This is a genomic window from Aequorivita aquimaris (assembly GCF_001573155.1).
In the GTDB taxonomy this organism is placed as follows: Bacteria; Bacteroidota; Bacteroidia; order Flavobacteriales; family Flavobacteriaceae; genus Aequorivita; species Aequorivita aquimaris.
The window spans coordinates 1-24,619 of record NZ_JRWG01000015.1 but is presented as its reverse complement, the minus strand read 5'-3'; the positions used below and the strand labels follow the sequence as shown (position 1 = coordinate 24,619).

The 24,619-nt window shown below is 41.1% G+C and carries 24 protein-coding genes; 20 read left to right on the top strand and 4 right to left on the bottom strand.

Translation table 11 applies throughout. The features are described from left to right. Window positions 1-121: 121 nt before the first annotated feature. The 13 genes from LS48_RS14335 (at window position 122) to LS48_RS14280 (ending at window position 11,210) form a co-directional block, all read left to right on the top strand. Complete coding sequence (locus tag LS48_RS14335) at window positions 122-2,614, top strand: T9SS type A sorting domain-containing protein (RefSeq protein ID WP_062623181.1); 2,493 nt, start codon at window positions 122-124, stop codon at window positions 2,612-2,614. An 83-nt stretch (window positions 2,615-2,697) separates the two neighbouring features. Then, complete coding sequence (recR, locus tag LS48_RS14330) at window positions 2,698-3,318, top strand: recombination mediator RecR (RefSeq protein WP_062623180.1); 621 nt, start codon at window positions 2,698-2,700, stop codon at window positions 3,316-3,318. Between the two features lie 3 nt (window positions 3,319-3,321). Then, the gene (locus LS48_RS14325) at window positions 3,322-4,443 is read left to right on the top strand and encodes a glycosyltransferase family 2 protein (protein WP_062623179.1); all 1,122 of its coding nucleotides are present in this window, start codon (window positions 3,322-3,324) and stop codon (window positions 4,441-4,443) included. 143 nt (window positions 4,444-4,586) lie between these two features. Continuing rightward, window positions 4,587-5,915 (top strand): dihydrolipoamide acetyltransferase family protein, encoded by a 1,329-nt coding sequence (locus LS48_RS14320; RefSeq protein ID WP_062623178.1) that lies wholly within the window; start codon window positions 4,587-4,589, stop codon window positions 5,913-5,915. Between the two features lie 111 nt (window positions 5,916-6,026). Beyond that, window positions 6,027-6,800, top strand: a complete 774-nt coding sequence (locus tag LS48_RS14315) for a 3'-5' exonuclease (protein WP_062623177.1) — start codon at window positions 6,027-6,029, stop codon at window positions 6,798-6,800. 7 nt (window positions 6,801-6,807) lie between these two features. Next, on the top strand, window positions 6,808-7,419 hold the full coding sequence (locus LS48_RS14310) for a fumarylacetoacetate hydrolase family protein (RefSeq protein WP_062623176.1): 612 nt from the start codon (window positions 6,808-6,810) through the stop codon (window positions 7,417-7,419). Between the two features lies 1 nt (window position 7,420). After that, complete coding sequence (locus tag LS48_RS14305) at window positions 7,421-7,762, top strand: Hpt domain-containing protein (protein WP_062623175.1); 342 nt, start codon at window positions 7,421-7,423, stop codon at window positions 7,760-7,762. A gap of 1 nt (window position 7,763) precedes the next feature. Further along, window positions 7,764-9,011, top strand: coding sequence for a competence/damage-inducible protein A (locus tag LS48_RS14300; protein WP_062623174.1), 1,248 nt, complete (start codon window positions 7,764-7,766; stop codon window positions 9,009-9,011). Window positions 9,012-9,088: 77 nt separating this feature from the next. Then, entirely contained in the window at window positions 9,089-9,328 is a 240-nt protein-coding gene (gene rpmB, locus LS48_RS14295) for a 50S ribosomal protein L28 (RefSeq protein WP_014782807.1), read from the top strand. A gap of 27 nt (window positions 9,329-9,355) precedes the next feature. Further along, entirely contained in the window at window positions 9,356-9,538 is a 183-nt protein-coding gene (rpmG, locus tag LS48_RS14290) for a 50S ribosomal protein L33 (protein WP_045081706.1), read from the top strand. 8 nt (window positions 9,539-9,546) lie between these two features. Beyond that, window positions 9,547-9,699, top strand: coding sequence for a DUF4295 domain-containing protein (locus tag LS48_RS15015; protein ID WP_076692490.1), 153 nt, complete (start codon window positions 9,547-9,549; stop codon window positions 9,697-9,699). A 203-nt stretch (window positions 9,700-9,902) separates the two neighbouring features. Beyond that, window positions 9,903-10,856 carry a signal recognition particle-docking protein FtsY gene (gene ftsY, locus LS48_RS14285; RefSeq protein ID WP_062623173.1) on the top strand — a complete coding sequence of 318 codons (954 nt, stop codon included), beginning with the start codon at window positions 9,903-9,905 and terminating at the stop codon, window positions 10,854-10,856. Continuing rightward, window positions 10,857-11,210 carry a hypothetical protein gene (locus LS48_RS14280; RefSeq protein WP_062623172.1) on the top strand — a complete coding sequence of 118 codons (354 nt, stop codon included), beginning with the start codon at window positions 10,857-10,859 and terminating at the stop codon, window positions 11,208-11,210. Window positions 11,211-11,317: 107 nt separating this feature from the next. Here the strand turns inward: LS48_RS14280 and LS48_RS14275 are convergent, their stop codons facing one another. Then, window positions 11,318-13,216, bottom strand: coding sequence for a S9 family peptidase (locus tag LS48_RS14275; RefSeq protein ID WP_062623171.1), 1,899 nt, complete (start codon window positions 13,214-13,216; stop codon window positions 11,318-11,320). A gap of 160 nt (window positions 13,217-13,376) precedes the next feature. Here LS48_RS14275 and rimO point away from each other — a divergent pair, with 160 nt between their 5' ends. Further along, the gene (rimO, locus tag LS48_RS14270) at window positions 13,377-14,678 is read left to right on the top strand and encodes a 30S ribosomal protein S12 methylthiotransferase RimO (RefSeq protein ID WP_062623170.1); all 1,302 of its coding nucleotides are present in this window, start codon (window positions 13,377-13,379) and stop codon (window positions 14,676-14,678) included. Between the two features lie 112 nt (window positions 14,679-14,790). On the opposite strand, the gene LS48_RS14265 is transcribed toward rimO, so the two are convergent. Together LS48_RS14265 and LS48_RS14260 are read right to left on the bottom strand one after the other, a co-directional pair. Continuing rightward, a complete protein-coding gene (locus LS48_RS14265) occupies window positions 14,791-15,549 on the bottom strand; it encodes a LytR/AlgR family response regulator transcription factor (RefSeq protein WP_062623169.1) in 759 nt (252 codons plus the stop codon). Between the two features lies 1 nt (window position 15,550). Then, a complete protein-coding gene (locus tag LS48_RS14260; protein WP_062623168.1) occupies window positions 15,551-17,578 on the bottom strand; it encodes a histidine kinase in 2,028 nt (675 codons plus the stop codon). Between the two features lie 209 nt (window positions 17,579-17,787). Here LS48_RS14260 and LS48_RS14255 point away from each other — a divergent pair, with 209 nt between their 5' ends. The 5 genes from LS48_RS14255 to LS48_RS14235 all read left to right on the top strand — a co-directional run bounded on the left by LS48_RS14255 (window position 17,788) and on the right by LS48_RS14235 (window position 22,528). Next, on the top strand, window positions 17,788-18,993 hold the full coding sequence (locus LS48_RS14255; RefSeq protein WP_062623167.1) for a hypothetical protein: 1,206 nt from the start codon (window positions 17,788-17,790) through the stop codon (window positions 18,991-18,993). 135 nt (window positions 18,994-19,128) lie between these two features. Beyond that, window positions 19,129-19,434, top strand: a complete 306-nt coding sequence (locus tag LS48_RS14250) for a hypothetical protein (protein WP_062623166.1) — start codon at window positions 19,129-19,131, stop codon at window positions 19,432-19,434. Window positions 19,435-19,484: 50 nt separating this feature from the next. Further along, window positions 19,485-20,699 carry a glycosyltransferase gene (locus LS48_RS14245; protein ID WP_062623165.1) on the top strand — a complete coding sequence of 405 codons (1,215 nt, stop codon included), beginning with the start codon at window positions 19,485-19,487 and terminating at the stop codon, window positions 20,697-20,699. A 165-nt stretch (window positions 20,700-20,864) separates the two neighbouring features. Next, complete coding sequence (locus tag LS48_RS14240) at window positions 20,865-21,263, top strand: GlcG/HbpS family heme-binding protein (protein WP_062623164.1); 399 nt, start codon at window positions 20,865-20,867, stop codon at window positions 21,261-21,263. Between the two features lie 506 nt (window positions 21,264-21,769). Then, a complete protein-coding gene (locus LS48_RS14235) occupies window positions 21,770-22,528 on the top strand; it encodes a YqjF family protein (protein WP_062623163.1) in 759 nt (252 codons plus the stop codon). A 52-nt stretch (window positions 22,529-22,580) separates the two neighbouring features. On the opposite strand, the gene LS48_RS14230 is transcribed toward LS48_RS14235, so the two are convergent. After that, window positions 22,581-24,131 carry an IS1182 family transposase gene (locus LS48_RS14230; protein ID WP_076692491.1) on the bottom strand — a complete coding sequence of 517 codons (1,551 nt, stop codon included), beginning with the start codon at window positions 24,129-24,131 and terminating at the stop codon, window positions 22,581-22,583. A gap of 284 nt (window positions 24,132-24,415) precedes the next feature. On the opposite strand from LS48_RS14230, the gene LS48_RS14225 reads away from it, so the two are divergent. Then, the coding region (locus LS48_RS14225; protein ID WP_369038071.1) for a transposase at window positions 24,416-24,619 on the top strand (204 nt) is incomplete at its 3' end.

The following is a 24,619-nucleotide window of genomic DNA, read 5'->3' as shown; positions in this document are numbered from 1 at the left end:
ACAGAAATTTAGAGATACTTTTTCGGTAAAAATACAAAGTTTGGTTTCTCTACCATTTTTATTTTTGATACATTTGAAAACTTTGATAAATATATTATGTAACTTCCTTAAAATTAAAAAGATGCGTTTTAAATTACTTCTACTTTTTACATTATTTTTTGGTTCTTTTGTCGTTCAGGCACAGGAATACCTTGAGATGATTGATGCGGGTACCTATAAGGTACAAGAGATTATTGACAGTGCCGAAGCTCACTTTGCCGATAAAGACAAAGGTCGTGGAAGTGGGTACAAACAATTTAAAAGATGGGAGTACAACGCTCTCAGAAGAGTGAAAGAGGATGGATATCTTCCTACAACCGAGGAACGTTTAGACGAACTTCAACAGTGGAATGCTTATTTAAATGAAACGGCATCCAGCCGTCGTGTGCTTCCGGATAACTGGCAAGAATTAGGTCCAACTTCCTGGAACGCTACATCAGGATGGAACCCAGGTGTAGGTAGAATTACGGGTCTTGCAATAGACGAGGGAGATGCAAACCATATGATTGTTGGCGCAAATACCGGCGGTGTTTGGAGAACAACCGATGGCGCCCAGACTTGGACGCCTTTAAGTGATTATTTCTCTAACTTATCGGTTTATTCAGTTGCTATAGATCCAACAGATTCTGACACCTATTTTTTTGGTTCAAATAGTGGAAAAATATTCAAATCAACCGATGCCGGAGCCACTTGGAATGTTCTGGGAACTATTGGAAGCAGTAGGGTAAACAAGATAGTAATCAACCCGTCTAATACTAATATGATATTTGGTACTTCTGAAAACTCTGGAATTTATAGAACCACAGATGGCGGTGCCAATTGGGTGAAAGTAGTTTCAGGAGACAATAGCGGTTATGATGTTGAATTTAAACCAGGCGATCTTTCAGTAGTATACGCTTCAGGAAGCGGTTTTCACAAATCTACAGATGGCGGAGCCACATTCACTACAATTGGCGGTTTTACCTCCGGGGCAAAAATGATTGGTGTTTCTGCAGATGACGCAAACGTGGTATATGTTTTGGAAGCAAACGGCGGTAGATTTGGGGGGTTTTATACTTCCAATGATAGCGGTGGTTCCTTCACAAAATTAAATCATGGAAGCCTTAACTTTTTTGGTTATAGCACTAGCGGAAATGACAATAGCGGTCAAGCTCCTCGCGATATGGGTATTGCGGTTAACCCAACTGATGTAAACGAAGTGCATATAGCAGGAATCCTTACTTGGCGCTCCACAAACGGGGGTGTTAATTTTTCGTGTACTTCAGATTGGATTCCAGGAAACGCTTCTTCTCAAAATATTGGTTACTGCCACGCCGATGTAGATGATCTTCAATTCTACGGAACTTCTTTATTTGCGGTTACCGATGGAGGTGTTTTTAAAGCTGCGAATACAGGAACAGTTACTGCCAATTATTACGAAGATTTAACCGATGGTTTAGGAATTCGTCAATTTTATAAAATAGGAGTTTCACAAACAGCCGATGTTATAGTTTCAGGAGGTTCCCAGGATAATGGCACTTCGTTTTATACTGCCGCTACTGGATGGAGAGATTGGTTGGGAGCAGATGGTATGGAATCATTTATAGATAAAACCAACAATAATTTATTTTACGGTACTACCCAGGGAGGTCAACTTTATCGTTCCAATAACGGAGGAAGTTCCTATACCGGCCTTAACGAGCCTGGAAATGGATCAGGAAATTGGGTTACTCCATTTGAGCAAGATCCAATTACTGATAACGTAATATATGTAGGTTACAATGTTGTTTATAAATCTACAACTTTTGGAGGAAGCTGGACAGCAGTTTCACAAAATCTAGGTGCAAATCTTGATAATTTAAAAATCGCACCATCCGATAACCAAATAATGTATGCTTCCAGAGCTGCATTTCTTTTCAAAACAACTGATGGGGGAGCAACCGATTGGGTGCAAACTACAAACGCTGGTGGAGCAATTAATTCAATAGCAATACATCCTACGGATCCTAATAAAATTGCCGTAGCCGTAACTTCAACAAACCGTGTAATGGTTTCAAATGATGGAGGCGCAACTTGGATAAACTATAAAAAGAACCTTCCAAATTTTAGTGCTTTTGCGGTAGTATGGGATGATAATGGTCAAGATGGACTGTATTTGGGTATGGATTACGGAATTTATTATATAGACAATACCTTCACAGATTGGCAGCCTTACAGTAACCTGTTGCCAAATGTATATGTAAATGAGTTGGAAATTAACAAAGTTGATGGCTTGCTGTATGCAGGAACTTACGGAAGAGGCCTTTGGGCATCTCCATTGGTTACTGGTGTTGCGGGAGTTGAAGATAGAATTTCTGAAAATAACGTGTCTTTATATCCAAACCCAGCAAACTCTCAATTTACTATTGTCTTACCAAAGGCGATGAAAGCTGAAATCAGGATTTTTGATATTTCCGGAAAACTTCTTATTTATGAAACCGAATCTTCAATTTCGAACAGGCATTCGGTTGATGTTTCCTCTCTTTCCAGCGGAACCTACTTTGTTCGTATCAATAGTGAAGAGGGTACGGCGACTAAAAAACTTCTTATAAATTAAGAATCACTTTTATAATAGGAATGCTTCAGGAAAAGTCTCTTTTTCTGAAGCATTTTTTTTAACTTGGCTGCTGTAAAAATACTATGGAATTTTCTTCAAAACTACTTGAAAATGCGGTAAACGAAATGTCCCAACTCCCCGGAATTGGTAAGCGTACCGCGCTTCGACTCGTGCTTCATTTGCTGAAACAGCCTAAAGAACAATCACAAAAATTGGCAGCGGGCTTGGTAAAAATGCGCGAGGAAATAAATTTTTGTGCAAATTGCCACAACATCAGCGATACAAAACTCTGTGAGATTTGTGCGAACCCACGCCGCGATGAGCAATTGGTTTGTGTGGTTGAAGACATTCGCGATGTAATGGCCATTGAGAACACCAGCCAGTACCGTGGCCACTACCACGTTTTGGGTGGAAAAATTTCGCCGATGGACGGTATCGGTCCCGGCGATTTAACCATTCCTTCCTTAGTGGAGAAGGTAATGACGGGCAACGTCCGCGAACTTATTTTTGCGCTCAGTTCTACGATGGAAGGCGATACCACCAATTTTTACATCTATAAGCAAATTGAACCTTATAATATAACTACCACCACCATTGCCCGTGGAATTTCAGTAGGCGATGAGCTTGAGTATGCGGATGAGGTTACCCTCGGCCGAAGTATTCTGCACCGAATTCCTTTTGAATCTTCACTAAAAAACACCTAAACCTTGAAGCTTTCAGTCGTTATTCTCAATTATAATGTGCGTTATTTTCTGGAGCAGTGCATTCGTTCAGTCCAGAAAGCTACGGAGCATTGGGATGCTGAAATAATAGTCATTGACAATGCTTCAAAAGACGATAGCTGCCAAATGGTCAAGACTCTTTTTCCCAAGGTTGTTTTGATTGAAAACAAGGAGAACGTAGGTTTTAGCAAAGCGAATAACCAAGCTGTGGCCGTTGCAAAAGGCGAGTACGTTTGTATCTTAAATCCAGACACAGCAGTTTCTGAAGATACTTTTAGAAAAGCCGTGGAATATTACGAAAGTATTGAAAACGTTGGTGCCTTGGGTGTTTATTTAATGGATGGCACCGGACATTTCCTTCCCGAGAGCAAACGTAACCTTCCCACGCCAAAGGTTTCACTCTTAAAAATTACCGGCTTCACAAAGAAATACTACGCCAACCAAATTCTGGAAACAGAGCAGGGCAAAGTAGAGGTGCTCGTTGGGGCCTTTATGCTTTTAAAAAGAAGTATTTACCACGAAGTGGGCGGTTTTGACGAGGATTATTTTATGTACGGGGAAGACATAGATTTCAGCTACAAAATAACCAAGGCCGGCTACCAAAACCATTACCTGGGAAATACAACGGTGCTTCACTACAAAGGAGAGAGCACCAAAAAGGACGATGCTTATTTTGAACGTTTTTACGGGGCAATGCAAATTTTTTACCGAAAGCATTTCAACAAAAATTTTCTTTTGGAAAGTTCCGTTTCTGCCGGCGTCGCATTGGCAAAGGCCGCACATAAAATTTCTGCCGATAAGAAAGTGGTGCCATTGCCAAACCTTGAGCGAAATTATTTCTTCACTGAAAATATCGAGCTTCTGGAGCAACTATCGGCTTCCACCGCAACCGTTTTCCAGATGGTTTCAAAAAATGTGCATTTTCAGATAGTGCTCAAAAACAGTCTCTTGGTCTTTGATGCCGAATATATTTCCTATAAAGAAATCTTCAAATTGATGAAACAGCTAAAAGGGCAGAACAACCGTTTCCGCATACGGCCACCGGGTTGTAATTTCATAATAGGAAGCGACCAAAGCGACGAAAAGGGCGGTGTGGTTGTTTTTTAAGAAATTTGAAACCCAGAACGAACAAATTTTAACTAATTTTGCAACGATTTTTGAGTAGTGCTTGATGAGTGGTGATTGGTGAGTGTGGGAATGATTTATTCAAAATCAAAAAATTGTAAATTGGAAATCGTACATCAATAGTTATGGCAAAATTTGAATTGAAACTGCCCAAAATGGGTGAGAGCGTTGCAGAGGCAACGTTGACCAACTGGCTAAAGGAAGTGGGCGACACCATTGAAGCTGATGAAGCTGTACTTGAAATTGCTACCGATAAGGTAGATAGCGAAGTGCCCAGCGAAGTAGATGGCGTTTTGGTCGAAAAGCTTTTCAACGTTGATGATGTGGTGCAAGTAGGCCAGACCATCGCCATAATTGAAACTGCCGGAAGCAACGGAACGGAAAAGACAACTGCGGAAAGCGCTCCTTCGCCCGAAATTGTGAAGGAAGTGGAAAAGCAAGTGGAAACTGCCAAGGAGACCACACAAGCAAAGATTGAAAATACCGGCGACCGGTTTTATTCACCTTTGGTAAAGAATATTGCGGCTGCCGAGAATATTTCACAGGAAGAACTGGACGCAATTTCGGGCACCGGAAAAGACGGGCGCGTAACCAAAAACGATATTTTGGAATATGTTGAAAATCGCGCAACTTCAAAAACTGAAACTCCACAGCCGCAAACAGTAGTGGAGGCCAAAAATCCCCAAACTGCCAAAGCGCAAGCCACAGAACCAGCAAAACCAAAGGCTCCGGTTTCCGTAAGCGGGGAAGATGAAATAGTTGAAATGACACGAATGGGCAAGCTCATTGCCCACCATATGATTGAAAGCACTCAAACTTCGGCGCACGTGCAGTCTTTCGTGGAGTGCGATGTTACTAATGTTTGGAACTGGAGAAATAAGGTGAAAGGTGCCTTTGCAAAAAGGGAAGGCGAAAATTTAACGTTTACCCCAATATTTATGGAAGCCGTAGCAAAGGCGCTGAAAGACTTCCCGATGATGAATATTGCGGTGGACGGCAACAATATCATCAAACGTAAAAATATAAATCTGGGAATGGCGGCAGCCCTGCCGGACGGAAACCTTATTGTGCCGGTAATTAAAAATGCTGACCGATTGAATCTGGTGGGAATGAGCAAAGCGGTGAACGACCTTGCGACCCGCGCTCGCGAAAATAAATTGAAACCCGACGAAATACAGGGTGGAACGTACACCGTTACAAACGTGGGAACTTTCGGAAGTATTATGGGAACGCCAATTATCAACCAACCGCAAGTGGGTATTCTCGCATTGGGCGCAATCCGAAAAGTACCGGCGGTAATTGAAACCCCGGAAGGTGATTTTATCGGGATTCGCCATAAAATGTTCCTTTCGCACAGTTACGACCACCGTGTGGTAAATGGCGCTTTGGGCGGACAATTCGTAAAACGCGTAGCCGACTATTTGGAAGCGTGGGACGTTAACCGAGAAATTTAATTCGAATACATATTGCGAAAAGGGAGGTTTTGAATTCAAAATCTCCCTTTTTGATTTTTATGCACCCTCAAAACTTCAATTAAAAGTATCTTTGCACCACAAAACAAAACAATGGAACTCAACTTAAAAAAACCGATTTGCTTTTTCGACCTTGAAACCACTGGGGTAAACGTGGCAACGGACCGAATTGTGGAAATAGCCATTTTAAAGGTTTTTCCAAACGGAAACAAGGAAAGCCACACCTGGCGCGTAAATCCCGAAATGCCTATTCCCGAGGGCGCATCGGCAATCCACGGAATTACTGATGAAATGGTTGCCAACGAACCAACATTTAAGGAATTGGCGCCAAAAATATATGCGTTGATTAAGGATAGCGACCTGGGCGGGTTCAACTCCAACCGTTTTGACATTCCGTTGCTTGCGGAAGAATTGCTTCGCGCCGAAGTGGATTTTGATATGAAAAAAGCCCTTTCGGTAGATGTGCAGACTATTTTCCACAAAATGGAAAAGCGCACACTCGAGGCTGCCTATAAATTTTATTGCAATAAGGATCTAACCGATGCCCACAGCGCCGCTGCCGATACAAATGCAACCTACGAAGTGTTGAAGGCGCAATTAGACAGGTATCCGGAACTACAAAACGATGTCAATTATTTGGCCGATTTCAGTTCACACCGCGATCATGCCGATTTTGCAGGTTTTATAAGTTACAACGAAGATGGTATCGAGATTTTCTCTTTTGGAAAGTATAAGGGAAATTTGGTAACCGAAATTTTGGAAAAAGATTCTGGCTACTTTGGCTGGTTGTTGAACGCCGATTTTCCGCTGTACACAAAACAGGTGCTCACCCGCATTCGGCTTCAAAAGTTAAATACAAAATTCTAAATTTATAATGAAGATAATCTGTATAGGTCGAAATTATGCAGACCATATTAAGGAACTGGATAACGCAAAACCAACCGATCCCGTTATTTTTTTAAAGCCGGATACTGCAATATTGTTAAAGAAACAGCCGTTCTTTATTCCAGATTTTTCAAATGAAGTGCACTACGAGGTGGAATTATTGGTCCGTATCAATAAAATAGGAAAACATATAGACCAGAAATTTGCCCACAAATATTATGATGAAATAGGTTTGGGTATTGATTTTACGGCTAGAGATCTGCAGGCCGACTTAAAGGAAAAAGGACTTCCTTGGGAAAAAGCGAAAGCTTTTGATGGTTCCGCAGTTATCGGAAAATTCATTGAAAAAGAGCAATTTAAGGATGTGAATAATATAAATTTCAGCCTAGAACGCAACGGAAATACCGTCCAAAATGGCAATTCTATGCTGATGATGTGGAAAATCGATGCTTTAATCGAATATATTTCAAAATATTTTACGCTGAAAATCGGGGACATTATCTTTACCGGAACTCCCGCAGGTGTTGGCAAGGTTGAAACCAACGATGTTTTGAAGGGGTTTATAGAGGAAACCGAAATGTTTTCCATAAAAGTTAAGTGAGATGACCAAATATTATGCAAAGGAGAATCTTAGTGAAATCGCTGATGGGGATCAGGATTTCCTAAAAATATTGGCACAGACATTTTTAGATGAAATTCCGCCTGATTTGCACTCCATGGAAGAAGCCATCGAGAATGAAAACAGGGAATTGGCATACCAATTTGCCCATAAAATGAAACCAAATATTGAGATGTTTGGTATAGATGCGCTTAAGGATATTACCAGTATTGAAGCATGGTCAAAGACATCCAAAAGTAAGGCTACAGTCCTCCCACATTTAGAGAATGTACTTAGCACCTTAAACCACGTATTTGACGAGCTGAAACAAGACTTCCAACTATAACATGCTTGCAGAAATAATTACCATAGGCGATGAGATTCTCATAGGCCAGATTGTTGATACCAATTCAGCCTATATTTCGAAAGAATTGAATAAGGTGGGCGTAAAAGTCTATCAGATTACCTCGGTGCAAGATGACCGCAAACATATTCTACAAGCATTTGAAGACGCAAAAAAACATGCCGATCTTGTTATAATAACCGGCGGCTTGGGTCCCACAAAGGACGATGTTACCAAACAAACGTTCTGTGATTTTTTCGGCGATACTTTAGTGGAAGATCCCGCCGTGATTGATAATGTAAAAGAACTTTTCAAAAAATACCAACTAAATAAACCGCTGCCGGCGAACTTTCGCCAGGCAATGGTTCCCTCCAAGGCTACTATCTTGATGAACCAATACGGCACAGCCCCCGGCATGTGGATGGATATGGATGAAGTAGTTTTTGTTTCGCTTCCGGGTGTACCGTATGAAATGAAACATCTTTTACAGGAAGAAGTTTTACCGCGGGTAATAAAACGCTTCAACAGGCCGCATATATATCACAAAACGCTTATAACCTATGGGCTGGGGGAGAGTGCCATTGCCGAAAGGATTGCCGATTGGGAAAACGAATTGCCGGAAGACATCAAACTTGCTTATTTGCCTTCCTTGGGAAAAGTCCGCTTACGGCTTTCCGCTACAGGGAAAGACAAAAAGGCATTGGAGAAAAGTGTGGACTCACAAATGGAAATTTTGGAAGAAATGCTTTCCGATATTGCTGTGGGCTTTGAGGGTGAAACCTCCATTGCAGAGTTGATTGGAAAAATCCTCACGGAAAAGGGGATGACCTATAGCGTGGCAGAAAGTTGTACCGGGGGCAGGATCGCCTCCGAAATCACTCAATATGCCGGCGCTTCATCTGCCTTTATGGGAGGCATCATTCCCTATGACACGGGTCTAAAAACCAAAATCTTGGGTGTGCCAAAAAACATTATCGAGCAATATAATGTGGTGAGTATTCCAGTTGCTGAAGAAATGGCCAAACGGTGCTGCAAACTTTTTGAATCGGATTACTCCATTGCCACCACAGGCATTGCGGGCCCCACAAAGGGAGATGGGGAAGATGAGGTAGGCACAGTATGTATTGCCATAGGCACGCCAAATGGCGTTGTTTCAGAGAAGTTTAGTTTCGGAAACGACCGCTATCGGGTTATTGAAAAGGCGGCAAACAAAGCCTTGGAGATGTTGCTAAAAGAAATTTCAAAAAACTAATTTTCTTTTGTTGTACATCACAAAAGAATTACTTAAATTTGCACCCTGTTTTAAAAATAACTTAAAAAGGTTAAGGAATGTCAAGAGTTTGTGAACTTACCGGAAAGAAAGCGATGGTTGGAAATAACGTGTCGCACGCAATGAATAAAACCAAACGTAAGTTTGATGTAAACTTGCTCAAAAAGCGTTTTTATATTCCAGAAGAGGACAAATGGGTTACCCTACGTGTTTCAGCTTCTGCTATAAAAGACATCAATAAAAAAGGTATTTCTGCGGTTATGAAAGAAGCCCGCGAAAAAGGCTTTTTAACTAAATAATTGCAATAATCAATAAAGTCTGTTACAATGGCTAAAAAAGGAAATAGAGTACAAGTGATTTTGGAGTGCACAGAGCACAAGGAGTCTGGAAAACCAGGAACTTCACGTTACATCACCACCAAAAATAAGAAGAACACCCCGGACAGAATGGAGTTGAAAAAATTCAACCCAATCTTGAAGAAAATGACCGTTCATAAAGAGATTAAATAATATAAGTCATGGCAAAGAAATCAGTAGCATCGTTACAAACAGGTTCAAAGCGTTTAACCAAAGCAATAAAAATGGTTAAATCGCCAAAAACAGGAGCTTATACATTTACTGAAGCTATCATGGCTCCAGAATTTGTAAACGACTGGTTGAACAAAAAATAACCAGCTTAAAATATTAAGGAAAAGCCACTTTTTTGCGAAGGTGGCTTTTCGTATTTTTGCTCCCCCTCCGTTTTTTAAATCGCCTTGAGGGTAATTTAAAATCTACTTTTCCCTGAAATTGGGAAAGGAGCGTTAGAGATTAAACTTTGGCAAAGTTGAACAACTGAGTAAAAACTTGGAACTTGAAACCTTGAATTTTTAAAATGAGTCTATTCAAAAAAATATTTTCAAAAGAAAAAAAGGAAACTCTCGATAAGGGGCTTGAAAAAACAAAGACTTCCTTTTTTGATAAGCTGAGCAAAGCTGTTGCAGGAAAGAGCAAGGTTGACGATGACGTTTTGGACAATTTGGAAGAAGTGCTCGTTTCCAGCGATGTTGGGGTAAATACCACCTTAAAAATTATCGATAGGATTGAGGATCGGGTTGCCAAGGATAAATACTTGGGCACGGATGAATTGAACAAAATTCTCCGGGAAGAAATAGCAGGACTTTTAAGCGAAATAGACTCCGGAAACGCAACCGAGTTCGAAGTGCCGGAAAATAAAAAACCATACGTGATTATGGTTGTTGGTGTTAATGGGGTTGGAAAAACTACGACCATCGGGAAGCTTGCATATCAGTTTAAAAAAACAGGAAAGAAAGTTGTTTTGGGAGCGGCGGACACTTTCCGTGCTGCGGCGATTGACCAACTGCAAATTTGGGCCGATAGAACCGATGTTTCCATTGTAAAACAAAGTATGGGCAGCGACCCTGCCAGCGTAGCTTTTGATACGCTACAAAGCGCCGTAACACAAAATGCCGACGTAGTTATCATTGATACCGCAGGACGCCTTCACAATAAGATAAACTTGATGAACGAGCTTACAAAAGTGAAGCGAGTTATGCAGAAAGTTGTTCCCGATGCGCCGCACGATGTACTTTTGGTATTGGATGGTTCTACAGGTCAGAACGCTTTTGAACAGGCCAAACAGTTTACCGCCGCAACAGAAGTAACTTCACTTGCAGTCACAAAACTCGACGGAACTGCCAAAGGAGGCGTGGTTATCGGTATTAGCGATCAGTTTAAAATTCCCGTGAAGTATATTGGCGTGGGCGAGGGAATGGAAGATCTTCAGGTTTTCAATAAGTTTGAATTTGTGGATTCTTTTTTCAAATAAATGGAAGAAAAAGTAATTACAAAACCCAGTAAGTCCTTCATTTATATTTTATGGATATTGGTAGGCTATATTGGCATACTTACAGGGTATCATTCTTTTAAAATTATTGAATATTTTATAAAACCTGTTCCAAACCCGTTGATGCCTTTGGATTTGTATAAATACATAGCCTTTCCTTATTTATCTTTTATACCTTTTCTTTTGGCATTGCTTTTTTTAGGAATTTATTTTGTTAGAAAGGAATATTTTACAAAAGGTTACGTGATTTTTTATGCCATATTAATTCTGTTTTTTCATCTTTCACAAAGCAGTCTTCTTGCTTTTTTTGATAGTTTCAATCCTTACGGAGGATAAAAAACCACGAATTCACGAATGATTATTAAGAAATATTCGTGAATCCGTGGCCAAAATTAGACGCTAACGTCTTTATTCTCTTCTCTTCTCTTTCCTCTCTCTTCTTATTAAAGCGTTTCCTTCAACCAATTGAAAAACTCCCGTTGCCAAACAAGTGCATTCTGCGGCTGCAATACCCAATGGTTTTCTTCGGGAAAATATAGCAATTTGCTTTTTATTCCTTTCAATTGCGCCGCTTGGAAAGCACTCAGACCCTGTTCAATAGGTACTCTGTAATCTTTGCCGCCTTGTATGATCATAATGGGAGTGTCCCATTTATCTACATAATTGATCGGGTTGAATTCGTTGTATGCCTTTTGTGCAACGGCATTATCCTTTTCCCAGTAAGCACCGCCCATATCGTGGTTTACGAAGAATAGTTCCTCGGTAGTCCCATACATAGATCTGGTGTCAAAAACGCCGTCGTGGGCAATAAAGGTTTTAAAACGCCCGTCGTGATTTCCTGCCAACCAAAACACGGAATAACCCCCGAAACTTGCACCAATAGCGCCCAATCGGTCCTTGTCAACATATGGTTCTTTGGCAACATCATCAATCGCATCAAGGTAATCCTGCATCGCGCCGCCGCCCCAATCGCCGCTGATGGCTTCATTCCACTCCACGCCGTGCCCGGGCATTCCGCGACGGTTGGGTGCCACAACTATATAACCTTGTGAAGCCATTAACTGGAAATTCCATCGCGTAGAATAAAATTGGGAAAGCGCCGATTGCGGTCCACCCTGTGCATAAAGCAAGGTCGGGTATTTTTTGTTTTTATCGAAGTTTGGCGGAAGAATTACCCAAACCAACATCTGTTTGCCGTCTTTTGTGGTAACCATTCGCTTTTCAACGGTAGGCAAATCAAGTTTTCCGTAGAACTCATTGTTCACTTGGGTAAGCTGTCTAAAAGTCCTGTTCTTTAAATCAAAAGAAAAAATTTCCGAAGCATGGTTCATATCGGTGCGGGTAACAATCAGCTGCCCATTATTTTCCGCAACAATGCCCGTAACATCAAATTGCCCTTTTGAAAGTTGTTCAACAACTGGCATTTTTCGGGTTTTCCCGGGATAATCAACCTTAAAAATTTGCTTTGTTCCATCTACGGGAGCGGTAAAATAAATGTCTTTGTTATTATCTGCCCAAATAAAACCATTTACAGTTCCATCCCACTGGCTGGTTAGGTTTTGTTTTACACCGCCCTGCAATACTACAATATCATTTTTATCTGCTTCATAGCCATCGGTTGCCATCTGTAGCCACGCCAAAGCGTCTTCTTTTGAAAATGCTGGCTGGGTGTCATAGCCTTTGTTTTCTTCTGTAATATTTTCGGTCTGTTTGGTGCTTAGATTGTATTTATATATGTCGGTATTTGTACTTACGGCATAATCGGTTCCTGCTTTCTTTTTGCTTACGTAGTATATATTTTCACCTTTTGGATCCCAAATGTAATCCTCGTCGCCACCAAAAGGTTTTTGGGGCGTGTAATACGGCTGGCCTGGTGTAATGTCGGTTTCGGCACCGGTGTTTACATCTTTATAAAAAACGTGATTGTAGGTACCGTCGTTCCACGTATCCCAATGGCGATAATCCAAGGAAGTATAAACATAGGCATCACTTTTTGGGAGGTCGTTATAGATATCCTTTCCGGTCACCTCTTTTATCTGAACGGGTTTGTCTATTAAAAGGTACTGTCCGTTTGGCGAAAGATTTTTGTCGGTTACCTTTGCTTCTTCTTTGGAAATTTCAGTAAAATTACCACCAGTAACGGGCATCTTATAATACTTGGAATCAAAACTGTTTTCCTCCATATTTGGAATTGAAACTTTATAAAAAAGTTCTTTTCCGTCAGGAGAGATCCCGATAGGGCTAACTTTTTTCACCTGCCATAAAAGCTCGGGTGTCATTGTTTTTTGTGCGAACAGGAAGCCGGCACAGAGAAAGGCCAGCAGGAATGTTATTTTTTTCATTTTTAATTATTTTTTTGAAATGTAAAGTTACTTAAAAAGTCGCAGTGTTCAGTCGCAGTTGGCAGTAATTGGAATTTGGCATTTGTTTATTTTATTTAGTCGTATCTTTGCACGCTTTTAAAAATTCAAAATTCGTAATTCGTAAATCCAAAATTCAACAATGCGTACCAAAACCCTAAAGAAAAACAAGATAAACGTTGTAACCCTTGGTTGCTCCAAGAATGTATACGACAGCGAAGTGTTGATGGGCCAATTGCGCGCCAGCAACAAAGAGGTTGTGCACGAAGAGGAAGGGAATATTGTGGTAATAAACACCTGCGGGTTTATAAACAATGCGAAAGAGGAAAGTATAAATACCATTCTTGAATTTGTGCAGAAAAAAGAAGACGGTTTGGTGGACAAGGTTTTTGTTACGGGCTGTCTTTCGGAAAGATACAAGCCAGACCTGCAAAAGGAAATCCCGAATGTGGATGAGTATTTTGGCACTACCGAACTTCCCGGACTTTTAAAAGCGCTGGGTGCCGATTACAAACACGAATTGATTGGCGAACGAATTACAACTACCCCAAAAAATTATGCCTATTTCAAAATAGCCGAAGGCTGCGATCGGCCGTGTTCGTTCTGCGCAATCCCAATTATGCGCGGAAAGCACCGAAGCACGCCGATGGAGGATTTAGTACTTGAAGCGGAAAAACTTGCCGCGAAAGGGGTGAAGGAACTTATTTTGATTGCACAGGATTTAACCTATTACGGCCTGGATTTATATAAAAAGAGAAATCTTGCAGAACTGCTCCAAAAGCTCGTAAAGGTTGAAGGTATCGAGTGGATACGTTTGCATTACGCTTTCCCTACGGGTTTCCCGATGGATGTTTTGGAAGTGATGCGCACCGAGCCAAAAATTTGTAATTATCTGGATATTCCGTTGCAACATATTTCAGATTCTATTTTGAAATCGATGCGCCGCGGAACTACCAAAGCGAAGACTACCAAATTATTGGAAGAATTTAGAGCGGCAGTTCCAGAAATGGCAATCAGAACCACGTTAATCGTCGGCTATCCGGGGGAGACTGAAGAAGATTTCCAAACCTTGAAACAATGGGTAAAGGAGATGCGCTTTGAGCGTTTGGGCTGTTTTACCTATAGCCACGAAGAAAATACGCACGCCTACAATCTTGAGGATGACGTGCCGGAAGAGGTGAAAATGGACCGCGCCAATCAGATTATGGAAATACAATCGCAGATTTCCTGGGAACTGAACCAACAAAAAATAGGAAAAACCTTCCGCGTGGTGATTGATAGAAAAGAAGGTGGCTATTTTGTGGGCAGGACCGAATTTGACAGCCCCGATGTGGACAACGAAGTGCTCATCAATGCCGAAGAAGGCTATCTGCGAACCGGTGAATTCTGCACTGTAAAAATTACGGCCGCCGAAGATTTTGACCTCTACGCGGAGGTGGTTTAATTGCCACTCTAGGCAGATAGTATTTAGCGAATTTGTAGCGAGGCGGAATTGATTTTTATTTGGAGGATCTAAAATAACTTCCTCTTACGCTGTAGTTTTTGATTGTACTTATCTATTTAAAGCGAAGCATGGTTTCCAGAATCTCATTGATCTGTACTCGCTTCTGTCTGGATACGGGTATTTCAATATTATCGCTCATAATTAAACTACCGCCATCCTGTTTTAAAATTCCTTTTACAAACTTGGGGTTTATAAGATGTGATTGATGCACTCTTATAAACTTATGCTCTGAAAGTATATCATCTATTTCTTTCAGGGTGCGGCTAATCAAAATTTTTGTTCCGTCCTGTAAGAAAAAGTTGGTGTAGTTATTATCAGACTGGCAGCGCATTATGTTCTTTATCTCTACAATATTAAAGCCTATTCCCGTGGGGAGTGCAATTTTAGTACATTCCTTATTCGATTTTTCAAAGCTGCTTTGAAGCAATCGCCACTGTTCAGTACTGATTTTCTTTCTTCTCTTTTCCCAATTGGCGAGTGCCGCCACTATATTTCGCTCCGAAATGGGTTTTAGGAGATAGTTGATGGCGCTATAATTAAAGGCACGAATGGCATATCGGTCATAAGCCGTTGTGAATATAATGTCAAAATCTATGGGCAGCAGTTTGTCCAGCAACGCAAAACCGTTCAAGTTCGGCATTTCAATATCCAGGAAAAGCAAGTCTGGCGGGTTGTTCTGAATATATAGGAGTCCCTCGATCGGGTTGGTGAAAATGCCCAATATTTCATAATCTGAATGTACCTTTTTGATGAGATTGGCAAGGACCTCCGTACAATGTGCCTCGTCGTCAATAATGATTACTTTAGTCATTTTATGAATAAAAATAGGTTAATACAACTTTTGTCCCCAAGGGTTTATTTTCACTTTCCAGATCTATTATTTCAAGCTTTATGGACGTTTCGTTGGAATGGTTGAACAACGCCAGTCGTTCTCTGGTAATCTCCATTCCCATGGATTTATGCATCTTATTTTCAGTGCTGCTCGCTTTTCTGCCTATGCCGTTATCTTCAAGGATTATTGTTAGAACCTCGCTGGTGTCAAAGGTAATTTTCAACCGCTTTTGCGGGTTTTGGCTCGGCCTTAACCCGTGCCAAATGGCGTTCTCAACAAAGGGTTGGAGTAACAGGGGCGGTATGTTGAACTGCGAGAGTTCTTCGATTGAAGTTACATCGATGGTATAGTTGAAGGTATCGCCCATTCTATTTTTTTCCAAGGAAAGATAAAGTTTTATTATTTCAAGTTCTTCTTCCACCGAAATGATTTCACGGTTGCTGTTGTAGAGGATGCTGCGTAGTAAGGTTGAAAAATCATCTAAATATGTAACGGCATCCTCATTGCGCGAGGTCATAATTAAGTGTTTTATGGAATTGAGACTATTGAAAAGAAAATGCGGATTCATCTGCGATCTAAGGGCAAGCATTTCCATTTCCTGCAACTTTTGGGTAAAAGAGTTTTTAAGCTGTTCTTCTTTTTGTTTTTCAATTTTTGAATAGAGTTGGATCAACTCCTCGGTCTTTTGGTTTATCTTTCTGTCCAGCTCCACGCGCATATTCTCCTGAAGCTGTTGGTTTTTTTGTAATTGTGTAATTAGGTTTTGGCTGGTGGTTTCCTTTTCTTTTTGAAGCAGAAAAATATTTTCTCCCAAAGCAAATGCAAAACAGAAAACTTCGGCAAGTAAGCCTGCCTGAAAAATTATTATGGGAGCATAGGGAAAATTAAAAATGCTCTCTGGGTAGTGATTGCTTTTGGTTATCATAACATAGGAAGCCAGAACCGCACCAATAAAAAAGAAACTGTGGCCCACTACAAAGTACTTCAATAAAGGATGCTTTACTTTATAAATGATCCAAATGAGCATTACCAAATTCAATGGCAATACTATAAACCGTACGGTGGTGGTTATGTCACTAGAAATGGCAGCATCTTTCCAGAATATTAAGTAAATAAAAATAGTTAATCCGTAGAGCAAACAGAACCATCCAAAATAGGTAAGGGCCTTGGTAAGGGATTGGTTATATTTTTTAATTTCCAGCAGATGGATGATAAAAAAGACGTAAAAACCAATAAATAGAAATTGGGAAGCCTCTGCCAAGAAACCGGAAGGATAAGATAAATAGAGAAAAAAATTGCCGACGCCAAGGGTTGTTTTTCTCAAGCTATCAAACGCAAAAATCAATTGAAAGAATATGTAAGCCAAATAATAGGCGTAGAGGCTATGACGCGTCCGCAACCAAAAAACCACTCCAAATAGAAAAATGGTAAATAATGAGAGTATATAAAAAACCATAAACGCTACCGAATGCTTTTCGGATTCGATATAGTTATTGGCAAATTCTAAATAATATGCTTTTGTAAAAAGCGCGACATTTCCATTTTTTATTTTTCTAGTACTGTTGACCCTTATGAAAACTTGCGATTTTTGGGAAGGTGGCAGCACGAGTTCCGTGATGTAGAATTCTCTCTTATTGCTGCGCTTATGGAGAGGGACTAAATAACCGTTCCTAAAAGTTTTAAAATCCGTACCTGCTTGTTGATAAACGTGGGCATAATCGTGTGCGGTAAAGCAGTAAATGGGCAGCGTGTCGTTTGATCGGTTCTCGAGTTCAAATTTTAACCAAATGGCGGTTTCGGGTTCATTTTCGTAATTCGCATCATAAGGTTTCCAGTCGGGCGTATTTTGTACTTCTTCAAATGTTGCTTGAAGAGAAGTACGCTGTGCTTTTACTTCAGAATTATTAAGTAGCTTCAATTCTCCCACGATAGAATCGGCTGCTATCTGTGCGGAAAATTGCCATAGATTTCCGAAGACAAGGAATATTATTAAAAAGGATTTTTTCATCAATTAGCTAAAATACCATTCTATTTGCTAAGGTTTTTTGAAATTTTAGTATTTGGTGGTTTTTATTGAGTATTTGGTATTGCTAATAGCTTTTTTCCAAATTCTAACCCACAACCGTCATATGCTAAGTGGCTGTTTTTTTCTGTACGGGTGATGAGTAGGTTTGTGCAAAGAATATTGAAAACCTTTAAATATTAAAACACTTAATTATGAAAAAACTACTGAAAAATGCTTCCGAAAAGCTAAGCCTTTTAGTGTTGTGTTCACTTGCCTTGATAGCGGCCTCCTGCTCCAGCGACGATCCTGTTGAACCGCCCGTAAACGTAGATCCCATCCAGTTGGATTGTGACTATTTCAATCAGGACAGAATCTTGGTTGACAATCCCGATGCACCTGTAGATTATATCGTGAGCTGTGTTTCACAGGTTCGGGGCAGCCTACTTATTGAACCCGGAGTTGTAATAGCCTTTACGCCAGACTCTGGTCTTGCTTTTCAAGAAACCGTATCCTCGCTCCAGGCAATCGGGACCGCCAACAAACCTATCGTGTTTACCGGAACCCAGCCGAGTCCCGGATCCTGGCGTGGGATTTTTGTGGAAAGTGAAAACTCATCAAATATTATGGAATTTGTCACCGTTAGTTATGGTGGCGGTCAAGCTTTTAATAGCAATGGCGACCGCGGAAATATTATTGTATATGCAGATGGCGCCTTAACCTTAAAAAATTGCACCATCAGCAATAGCCAAACTTCGGGTCTAAACGCCATTTATAGAAACACCAGCCTGACCCTGCAAAACAATAGCTTCACCGGTAATGCAAATCCATTGCTTATAAATACCGTTTATGCCACCCAGACTTCGGCAACCGATAATTATTCGGGTAACGATCTGGACAGGGTCTTGCTTTACAATTATTCCGCTGAATTTGAGAACTCAAGCGTTTGGAAGAAAGTAAATGTACCCTATCGGGTGCTCAATACCGGTATTAGTGGCGTAAATGCAAGAGGCGAGTTGACCATTGAACCGGGAGTAACCATAGAAATGTCGCCCGGCACCGAGATAAATATCCGTGACACAGGGGGATTGAAAATGGTAGGAAATGCAGCGAATCCCATAACCATTAAAGGGGTGTCCAATACCCCCGGCTCTTGGGTGGGCATTAAGATAGACGGCACCAACCCGATGAATGAAATCGCATTTGCTACCATAAGCAATGCAGGGGAGGACCCAAGTACCAACAAAGGTGCAATTGATCTTTGGTACAATGCCAAACTGAGCGTACACGATACCCAATTTAAGGATCTTGCATCCTGCGGTGTGTACGGCAGATTGCTTGGCGGCCAAACTTCAAACCCCAATTATTCCTCCTACAACCTTACCTTTACCAACACCCCGTGTTCTGAATTTTTTGAATAATAGCCCATATAAGTTGCAACAATAGGTTTCACTATCCTTTGTTAAGAGCCTTTCGGAAGACTTACTTCTCCGAAAGGCTTTTGTTTTTTGGCTATACTTACGTTTAATAATTATCTTTGGATAAAACCTTGCGCTATGACCAACTCCCAACGCTTCAAATTTCCAAAAACAGTCCTTTTCGGAATAACAGCACTATATATCGTATTGATGGTGGCCACTTATTTTCTTTACTACAAAGAACCCGTAATTGTCTGTGCCCAGCGTATGTTGTCTGCCCAGGCAATTGCACTGTTATTTCAAGTGGCGCTCAATTATATAAATTACCACTCAAAAAATAAAATCGTAATATTGGCCACGCTTTTTGTAAGTGCAATGCTTTTTCTCGGAGCACTTACGGCTTTCTTCAATCTCGGAATGATGTGTGAGCTTTACGGATTTTGACCAACCGATAGATTTTTTTATTCCGAAACCTGTAATTCGAAACCAAAAACTTGAAACAACTTTTAATAATCGGACACACCTTTCCCGAGCCCAGCACCACTGCTGCGGGTAGTAGGATGATGCAATTGATCGAATTATTCAAGGAAGAAAAGTGCCAAATCACCTTTGCCAGTACAGCTGCCGTTTCCGAAAAGACTGCAAACCTTCAAAGGCAGCATATTTCAATACAAAATATTAAGTTGAACGATGTTTCCTTTGATGAATTTATAAAAAAATTGAACCCCGAAATCGTCGTTTTTGACCGCTACATAACCGAGGAACAATTCGGGTGGCGGGTTTCCGAAAACTGCCCGAAAGCCTTAAAAATTCTCGACACCGAAGATCTTCACTTTTTGCGGAAAGCGAGGGAAGAAGCGGTGAAGGCGAACAAGCCCGTTTCAGAAGCGAACCTCTTTTCAGAAACGGCTAAACGCGAACTGGCCAGCATCCTGAGATGCGATCTGTCGCTTATCATTTCAGAATATGAAATGGAACTGTTACAAAGCAGGTTTAAGATTGCTTCGGAAATACTTTATTATTTGCCGTTTTTGGTAGCAGCAGTTTCCGAAAGCACTCCCACTTTTGAGGAGCGGCAAAACTTTCTCGCCATCGGCAACTTGCTGCATGCGCCCAATGTAGATTCGGTGCTACAACTTAAAAAACTTTGGCCGGAAATAAGACAACAGCTTCCCGATGCCGAATTGCATATTTACGGAGCCTATGCCCCGCAACAAGTGCTTCAGCTAAATAATATAAAAGAAGGTTTTCTCATTAAGGGGTGGGCAGATGATTTAGAGATGGCGATGAAAACTTATCGCGTGCAATTGGCTCCACTAAGGTTCGGTGCCGGTTTAAAGGGAAAACTTTTGGATGCCATGCGCTTTGGCTTACCCACGGTAACTACGGAAATCGGGGCGGAGGGAATGTGCGGCGAGCTTCCTTTTGGCGGAACGATTTCTACTTCAAAAGAGAAATTTATCGATGTCTCAGTTCAATTATATTCCCAGAAAGACCTTTGGAACAAAGCACAACAAAACGGGTTCAGTATCATTGAAAATCGTTTTCAAAAAAAAATGTTTTCCGATGTTTTCAAAAATCAAATACAATCGCTCTTGGCGAATCTTGAAAAACATCGCCGACAGAATTTTATGGGGCAGATACTGCAGCATCACACGTTGCAGAGCACTAAATATTTGGCAAAGTGGATTGAAGCAAAAGGAAAATAATATTCTTTTTGGCGAAAAGCGTTTCATTCTAAAAAGGCAGATAAATCCTTAATTTTTTGCTTGAAGTTTTTCGCTTGATCATCGCGAATAAACAAGCTTAACACAAACTTCACTATTTTTAAAATGCTGCTGCTTATATTGGTGATTAATCAAAATTAGAAAACAATGAACATCACATTAGAGCAAGCAGAAAAAGTAATAGCCGCAGCAAAAAAGAAAGCTACGGAACTAGATACCAAGATGAACATATGCGTAGTTGATGGCGGCGCCAACCAAGTTGCCTTTGCACGTATGGATGGCGCGTGGTTGGGCTCTGCCGATATTGCCCTTAAGAAAGCAAAAACAGCCAGATTTTTTGATATGCCCACTGGCGAAATAGGAAAGCTCTCGCAACCCGGCGAATCTCTCTACAATATTGAACACTCCAATGGCGGACTCATTTCCTTTCCAGGTGGTGTGTTGCTTAAAAATAAAAAAGGCGATATTATTGGAGCTGTTGGCGTAAGCGGAAGTAGTGTGGAAAATGACCATACCGTGGCTTCTGCAGGTGCGGATGCACTGTAGGACGAAATAGCATAATGCAATATAAAAAGCCCCCTTTGGGGCTTTTTTTTATTGATGACGAAATAGGGGGAAATCCCCCATGAAAAATGGGGGATTTCCCCCGTTGACTGGTATTTATATTTTTACCAAATTGCCACCATAGTAACCAATTAAATTTTTAGCTATGGCAAGTTTAACAGAAAACAGACTCAATGAAGTCTTAGACCCCGCAGTGCTTAGCGCTGCAATTACCGCCCTAGACGCATTTATGGCAGGCCTGCCATAATTACTGAACTTCCATTCCCGCTGCCGCCTCACTTTACCGCAGAAACCCCACGCTGCCTTTGCATTAACGTATTGCGGTAGAGGAGAAGAAGGTGTTGAAAACTAAGGTGGAAACCTTGATGCAGGTGATTGGGAAATAAGCTTTATATTTGGGGAGGCATGCTGTTGCGTACATGTGCGGGATAGCAGCAATAAGATTTTAAAAACATGCGTATATAAACGTGTTGTAGCCAATTTGAGAAATGACAATCCGAGAAATATTAAATACCACAAAACATAGACCTTGGGAAATTCCAACGGAAAATTGGAAATTTTACCAAGAGTGGAATAATGCAATATTTCTTCATTATCAAGTTGACTTGAACGAATTAGAAAAGTTTGTTCCAAATGAATTGGAAATTGACCTTTTTGAAGGCAAACCTTGGATTTCAGTTGTTGCCTTTACAATGGAAAAAATAAGACCGAAAAACTTACCTTCTTTTTCGCCAATATCGGATTTTGACGAAATCAATATTCGTACTTATGTTAAGTCTAATAATAAAACTGGAGTTTACTTCCTGAGTATTGAAGGTGGAAAAAATTTATCTTGTAAAGTCGCAAAAGGAATTTCAGAACTCCCATATAGATTTTCGAACATAAAACGGACTGATAAAATATATAAATCCCAAAATTCGGAATTTAACGACAAATTAAATATTGAATTTAAAATTGGAAACGAACTGACCGAAAAAACGGAATTGGACAAATGGTTAACGGAAAGATATGCTCTTTTTCAAGACACAAACGATTCGATAAACGAATTTGAAATCCATCATTTGGAATGGCCAATTAACGAAATTGACATACAAAAATTGGAATTGAGTTATCCAAGATTTGAAAAATTAATAAAAAAACGTCCAAGCAAAATTCATTATTCGAAAGGAGTAAAAGTTTTGGCTTGGGGAAAAATTAAAAAGAAAAAAACTGGCTACAATAATGGTAACCGTTGCACAACCCCTTAATTTTTTAAGTCCGAACCAATATAAGCCGTTTTAAGCGGCTTTGTTTTTTTGGTCAGGCTTGAGAATGAACCAAATTTGGTGCCTTTAAAAAATGCCTTGCTACATTCTGAAGCACTATTTTTGGTAAAAAATACAAAACCAGGCTTTCCGCCCCGCTCTTTGCGCGTTTTTGGATAAACTTGAGGTATTTCTTGAGGTTGTAGGCCATTGCCGAGAGGTGCATGCATTTGTTGGCCTGTTTGATGCCAATGGTATTGACCTTGCGAAGCCCCATAAACTCCTTGAGGGTTCCAAAGACAGGCTCCACGGTGCTTTGCCGTTTGCTTTTTAGATACCGACCAGTGGGGCTTTTCATTCTCGCTATGTTGCGTTCATATTCTTCCCGGTAAGCAGTGATATTGATCCGCTTTTCGTGGCTCTTGCCTATACAGCTTTCTTTGATGGGACATCCCTTGCAATCACTTCGTTTTGTAAAATAATTATCCTTTAATGTGCCTTTTTCAAGTTTCTGCTTGCGGAAGGTTACTTTCTTTCCCTGTGGGCACAGCCAGTAGTTACCTTCTTTTATATAGTTAAAGTCTTCGGGGCCGCCTTTGTAAGTTCCGTGGGGCGGAATGTAGCTTTTAATGCCCCTGGCTTCCAGATAGGCATAGTTCTCCCCACTGCTGTAGCCGGTGTCTGCCAAGAGGTGCTCCCAAATCATTCCCTCCTTTCTCAACCGCCTGTTAAGTCTTGCCACGGTGTCCTGCAAATACTGGTTGTCTTTCTTGTCGGCGTGGTAAGCCTGCACATCGGTAATCACGTGGCCCCCGGTATCTACGCTTATGTTGCACAGGTAGTTGAGCTTTCTTGCCTTCCCGGGCTTGACACTTATTCTGGAATCGGGATCGGTAGGACTATAATGGGTCTTGTTGCTGGTGTAACGGCTGCCTTTGTTCTTGGCTCCCGGGCGCATATCCTGGTCTTCGCTCCATCTTTTGTTGCGGCTCTTGATCTCCTGTAATTCTTTTTTACTGGCCGTTATTTCCTGTTGTTGTTTAGGCGCTTTGTTCTCTTTGGCCTTTCTGTCCCTGCTGCTCTGTACGCGCACTTTGGAAAGGTGTTCTTCAAGTTCATCTGCCGGCACTTTGATCTCAAGACTGTCCATCGAGGCATTGGCCTTTACGGGAGCTGAATCGATGGCCTGGGTATGGCCGCTTACCAGACCGGCCTCTATGCACAATTTCAGAACACGGGTAAAGACTTCTTCAAAAATATCTTCCGGGAAAAGTTGCCGTGTGCGGCTGATGGTGCTGTGCCAAGGTAAAGGCTCGTCAATATCATAGTCCAGAAAATAAAGGATGTCCATGCGCATACTGCAGTGGTCCATTAGGCCACGGTCTGTGGTTATGTTTTCCAGATAGCCCACCAGGCATATCTTAAAAAAGACCACGGGGTCTATGCTTTTTTGCCCACTTTGTCCATAGAACTTATTGGTGAGCGGGTAAAGAAAGTCCAGGTCTAGAACTTCTTTTAGCCGTCGGTAAAAATTTTCTTTTGAAACCCTGTCACTTAGCTTAAAGCTTGTGAAGAGTTTTTCCTGATAGTTTTTCTTGCCTTGCATAGGCATGAAATTAATAAACTTCTCAATTTTATACAAGCCTTTTGCTATATTTGAAGAGGTGGTTGTGCAACAGGCACAATGTATAACCGCAATTACGGCGGATTCGACTACGTCCGAATCCACTCGGAATTGCTAACGCCAGTTCTTAACCGAAAATTAGTAACTTTAATCCCGTAACTGACGGTTATACGAGACCGTCAGACTGTCTCAAAACTTAATAACTCTGTGGATAAGTAGGAGTTTTTTTTTCCTTCAAAACCCCCGTATTTCCGTATCTTCATGCCATGGAATATCTACAGGGACAAGACCGCCAGCAACTGGCCCTCTACACCACCTGCCTCGACGAGATGGTGCCGGAGGAGAACAGCGTCCGCTTTATCGATCGATTCGTCGGGGCACTCGATCTGGAAGAGCTGGGGTTTGCCGCCCTGCCCGCACAGGGCCGTCCGCCGTACGACCCGGCAGACCTGCTCAAGCTCTACATCTAT

What these genes read in the sequence shown, in the direction of transcription:
- LS48_RS14335 (WP_062623181.1), top strand. Translation starts at nt 122, where the DNA reads ATGCGTTTTAAATTACTTCTACTTTTTACATTATTTTTTGGTTCTTTT.
- recR (WP_062623180.1), top strand. Translation starts at nt 2,698, where the DNA reads ATGGAATTTTCTTCAAAACTACTTGAAAATGCGGTAAACGAAATGTCC.
- LS48_RS14320 (WP_062623178.1), top strand. Translation starts at nt 4,587, where the DNA reads ATGGCAAAATTTGAATTGAAACTGCCCAAAATGGGTGAGAGCGTTGCA.
- LS48_RS14315 (WP_062623177.1), top strand. Translation starts at nt 6,027, where the DNA reads ATGGAACTCAACTTAAAAAAACCGATTTGCTTTTTCGACCTTGAAACC.
- LS48_RS14310 (WP_062623176.1), top strand. Translation starts at nt 6,808, where the DNA reads ATGAAGATAATCTGTATAGGTCGAAATTATGCAGACCATATTAAGGAA.
- LS48_RS14305 (WP_062623175.1), top strand. Translation starts at nt 7,421, where the DNA reads ATGACCAAATATTATGCAAAGGAGAATCTTAGTGAAATCGCTGATGGG.
- LS48_RS14300 (WP_062623174.1), top strand. Translation starts at nt 7,764, where the DNA reads ATGCTTGCAGAAATAATTACCATAGGCGATGAGATTCTCATAGGCCAG.
- rpmB (WP_014782807.1), top strand. Translation starts at nt 9,089, where the DNA reads ATGTCAAGAGTTTGTGAACTTACCGGAAAGAAAGCGATGGTTGGAAAT.
- rpmG (WP_045081706.1), top strand. Translation starts at nt 9,356, where the DNA reads ATGGCTAAAAAAGGAAATAGAGTACAAGTGATTTTGGAGTGCACAGAG.
- LS48_RS15015 (WP_076692490.1), top strand. Translation starts at nt 9,547, where the DNA reads ATGGCAAAGAAATCAGTAGCATCGTTACAAACAGGTTCAAAGCGTTTA.
- ftsY (WP_062623173.1), top strand. Translation starts at nt 9,903, where the DNA reads ATGAGTCTATTCAAAAAAATATTTTCAAAAGAAAAAAAGGAAACTCTC.
- LS48_RS14280 (WP_062623172.1), top strand. Translation starts at nt 10,857, where the DNA reads ATGGAAGAAAAAGTAATTACAAAACCCAGTAAGTCCTTCATTTATATT.
- LS48_RS14275 (WP_062623171.1), bottom strand. Translation starts at nt 13,216, where the DNA reads ATGAAAAAAATAACATTCCTGCTGGCCTTTCTCTGTGCCGGCTTCCTG.
- rimO (WP_062623170.1), top strand. Translation starts at nt 13,377, where the DNA reads ATGCGTACCAAAACCCTAAAGAAAAACAAGATAAACGTTGTAACCCTT.
- LS48_RS14265 (WP_062623169.1), bottom strand. Translation starts at nt 15,549, where the DNA reads ATGACTAAAGTAATCATTATTGACGACGAGGCACATTGTACGGAGGTC.
- LS48_RS14260 (WP_062623168.1), bottom strand. Translation starts at nt 17,578, where the DNA reads ATGAAAAAATCCTTTTTAATAATATTCCTTGTCTTCGGAAATCTATGG.
- LS48_RS14255 (WP_062623167.1), top strand. Translation starts at nt 17,788, where the DNA reads ATGAAAAAACTACTGAAAAATGCTTCCGAAAAGCTAAGCCTTTTAGTG.
- LS48_RS14250 (WP_062623166.1), top strand. Translation starts at nt 19,129, where the DNA reads ATGACCAACTCCCAACGCTTCAAATTTCCAAAAACAGTCCTTTTCGGA.
- LS48_RS14240 (WP_062623164.1), top strand. Translation starts at nt 20,865, where the DNA reads ATGAACATCACATTAGAGCAAGCAGAAAAAGTAATAGCCGCAGCAAAA.
- LS48_RS14235 (WP_062623163.1), top strand. Translation starts at nt 21,770, where the DNA reads ATGACAATCCGAGAAATATTAAATACCACAAAACATAGACCTTGGGAA.
- LS48_RS14230 (WP_076692491.1), bottom strand. Translation starts at nt 24,131, where the DNA reads ATGCAAGGCAAGAAAAACTATCAGGAAAAACTCTTCACAAGCTTTAAG.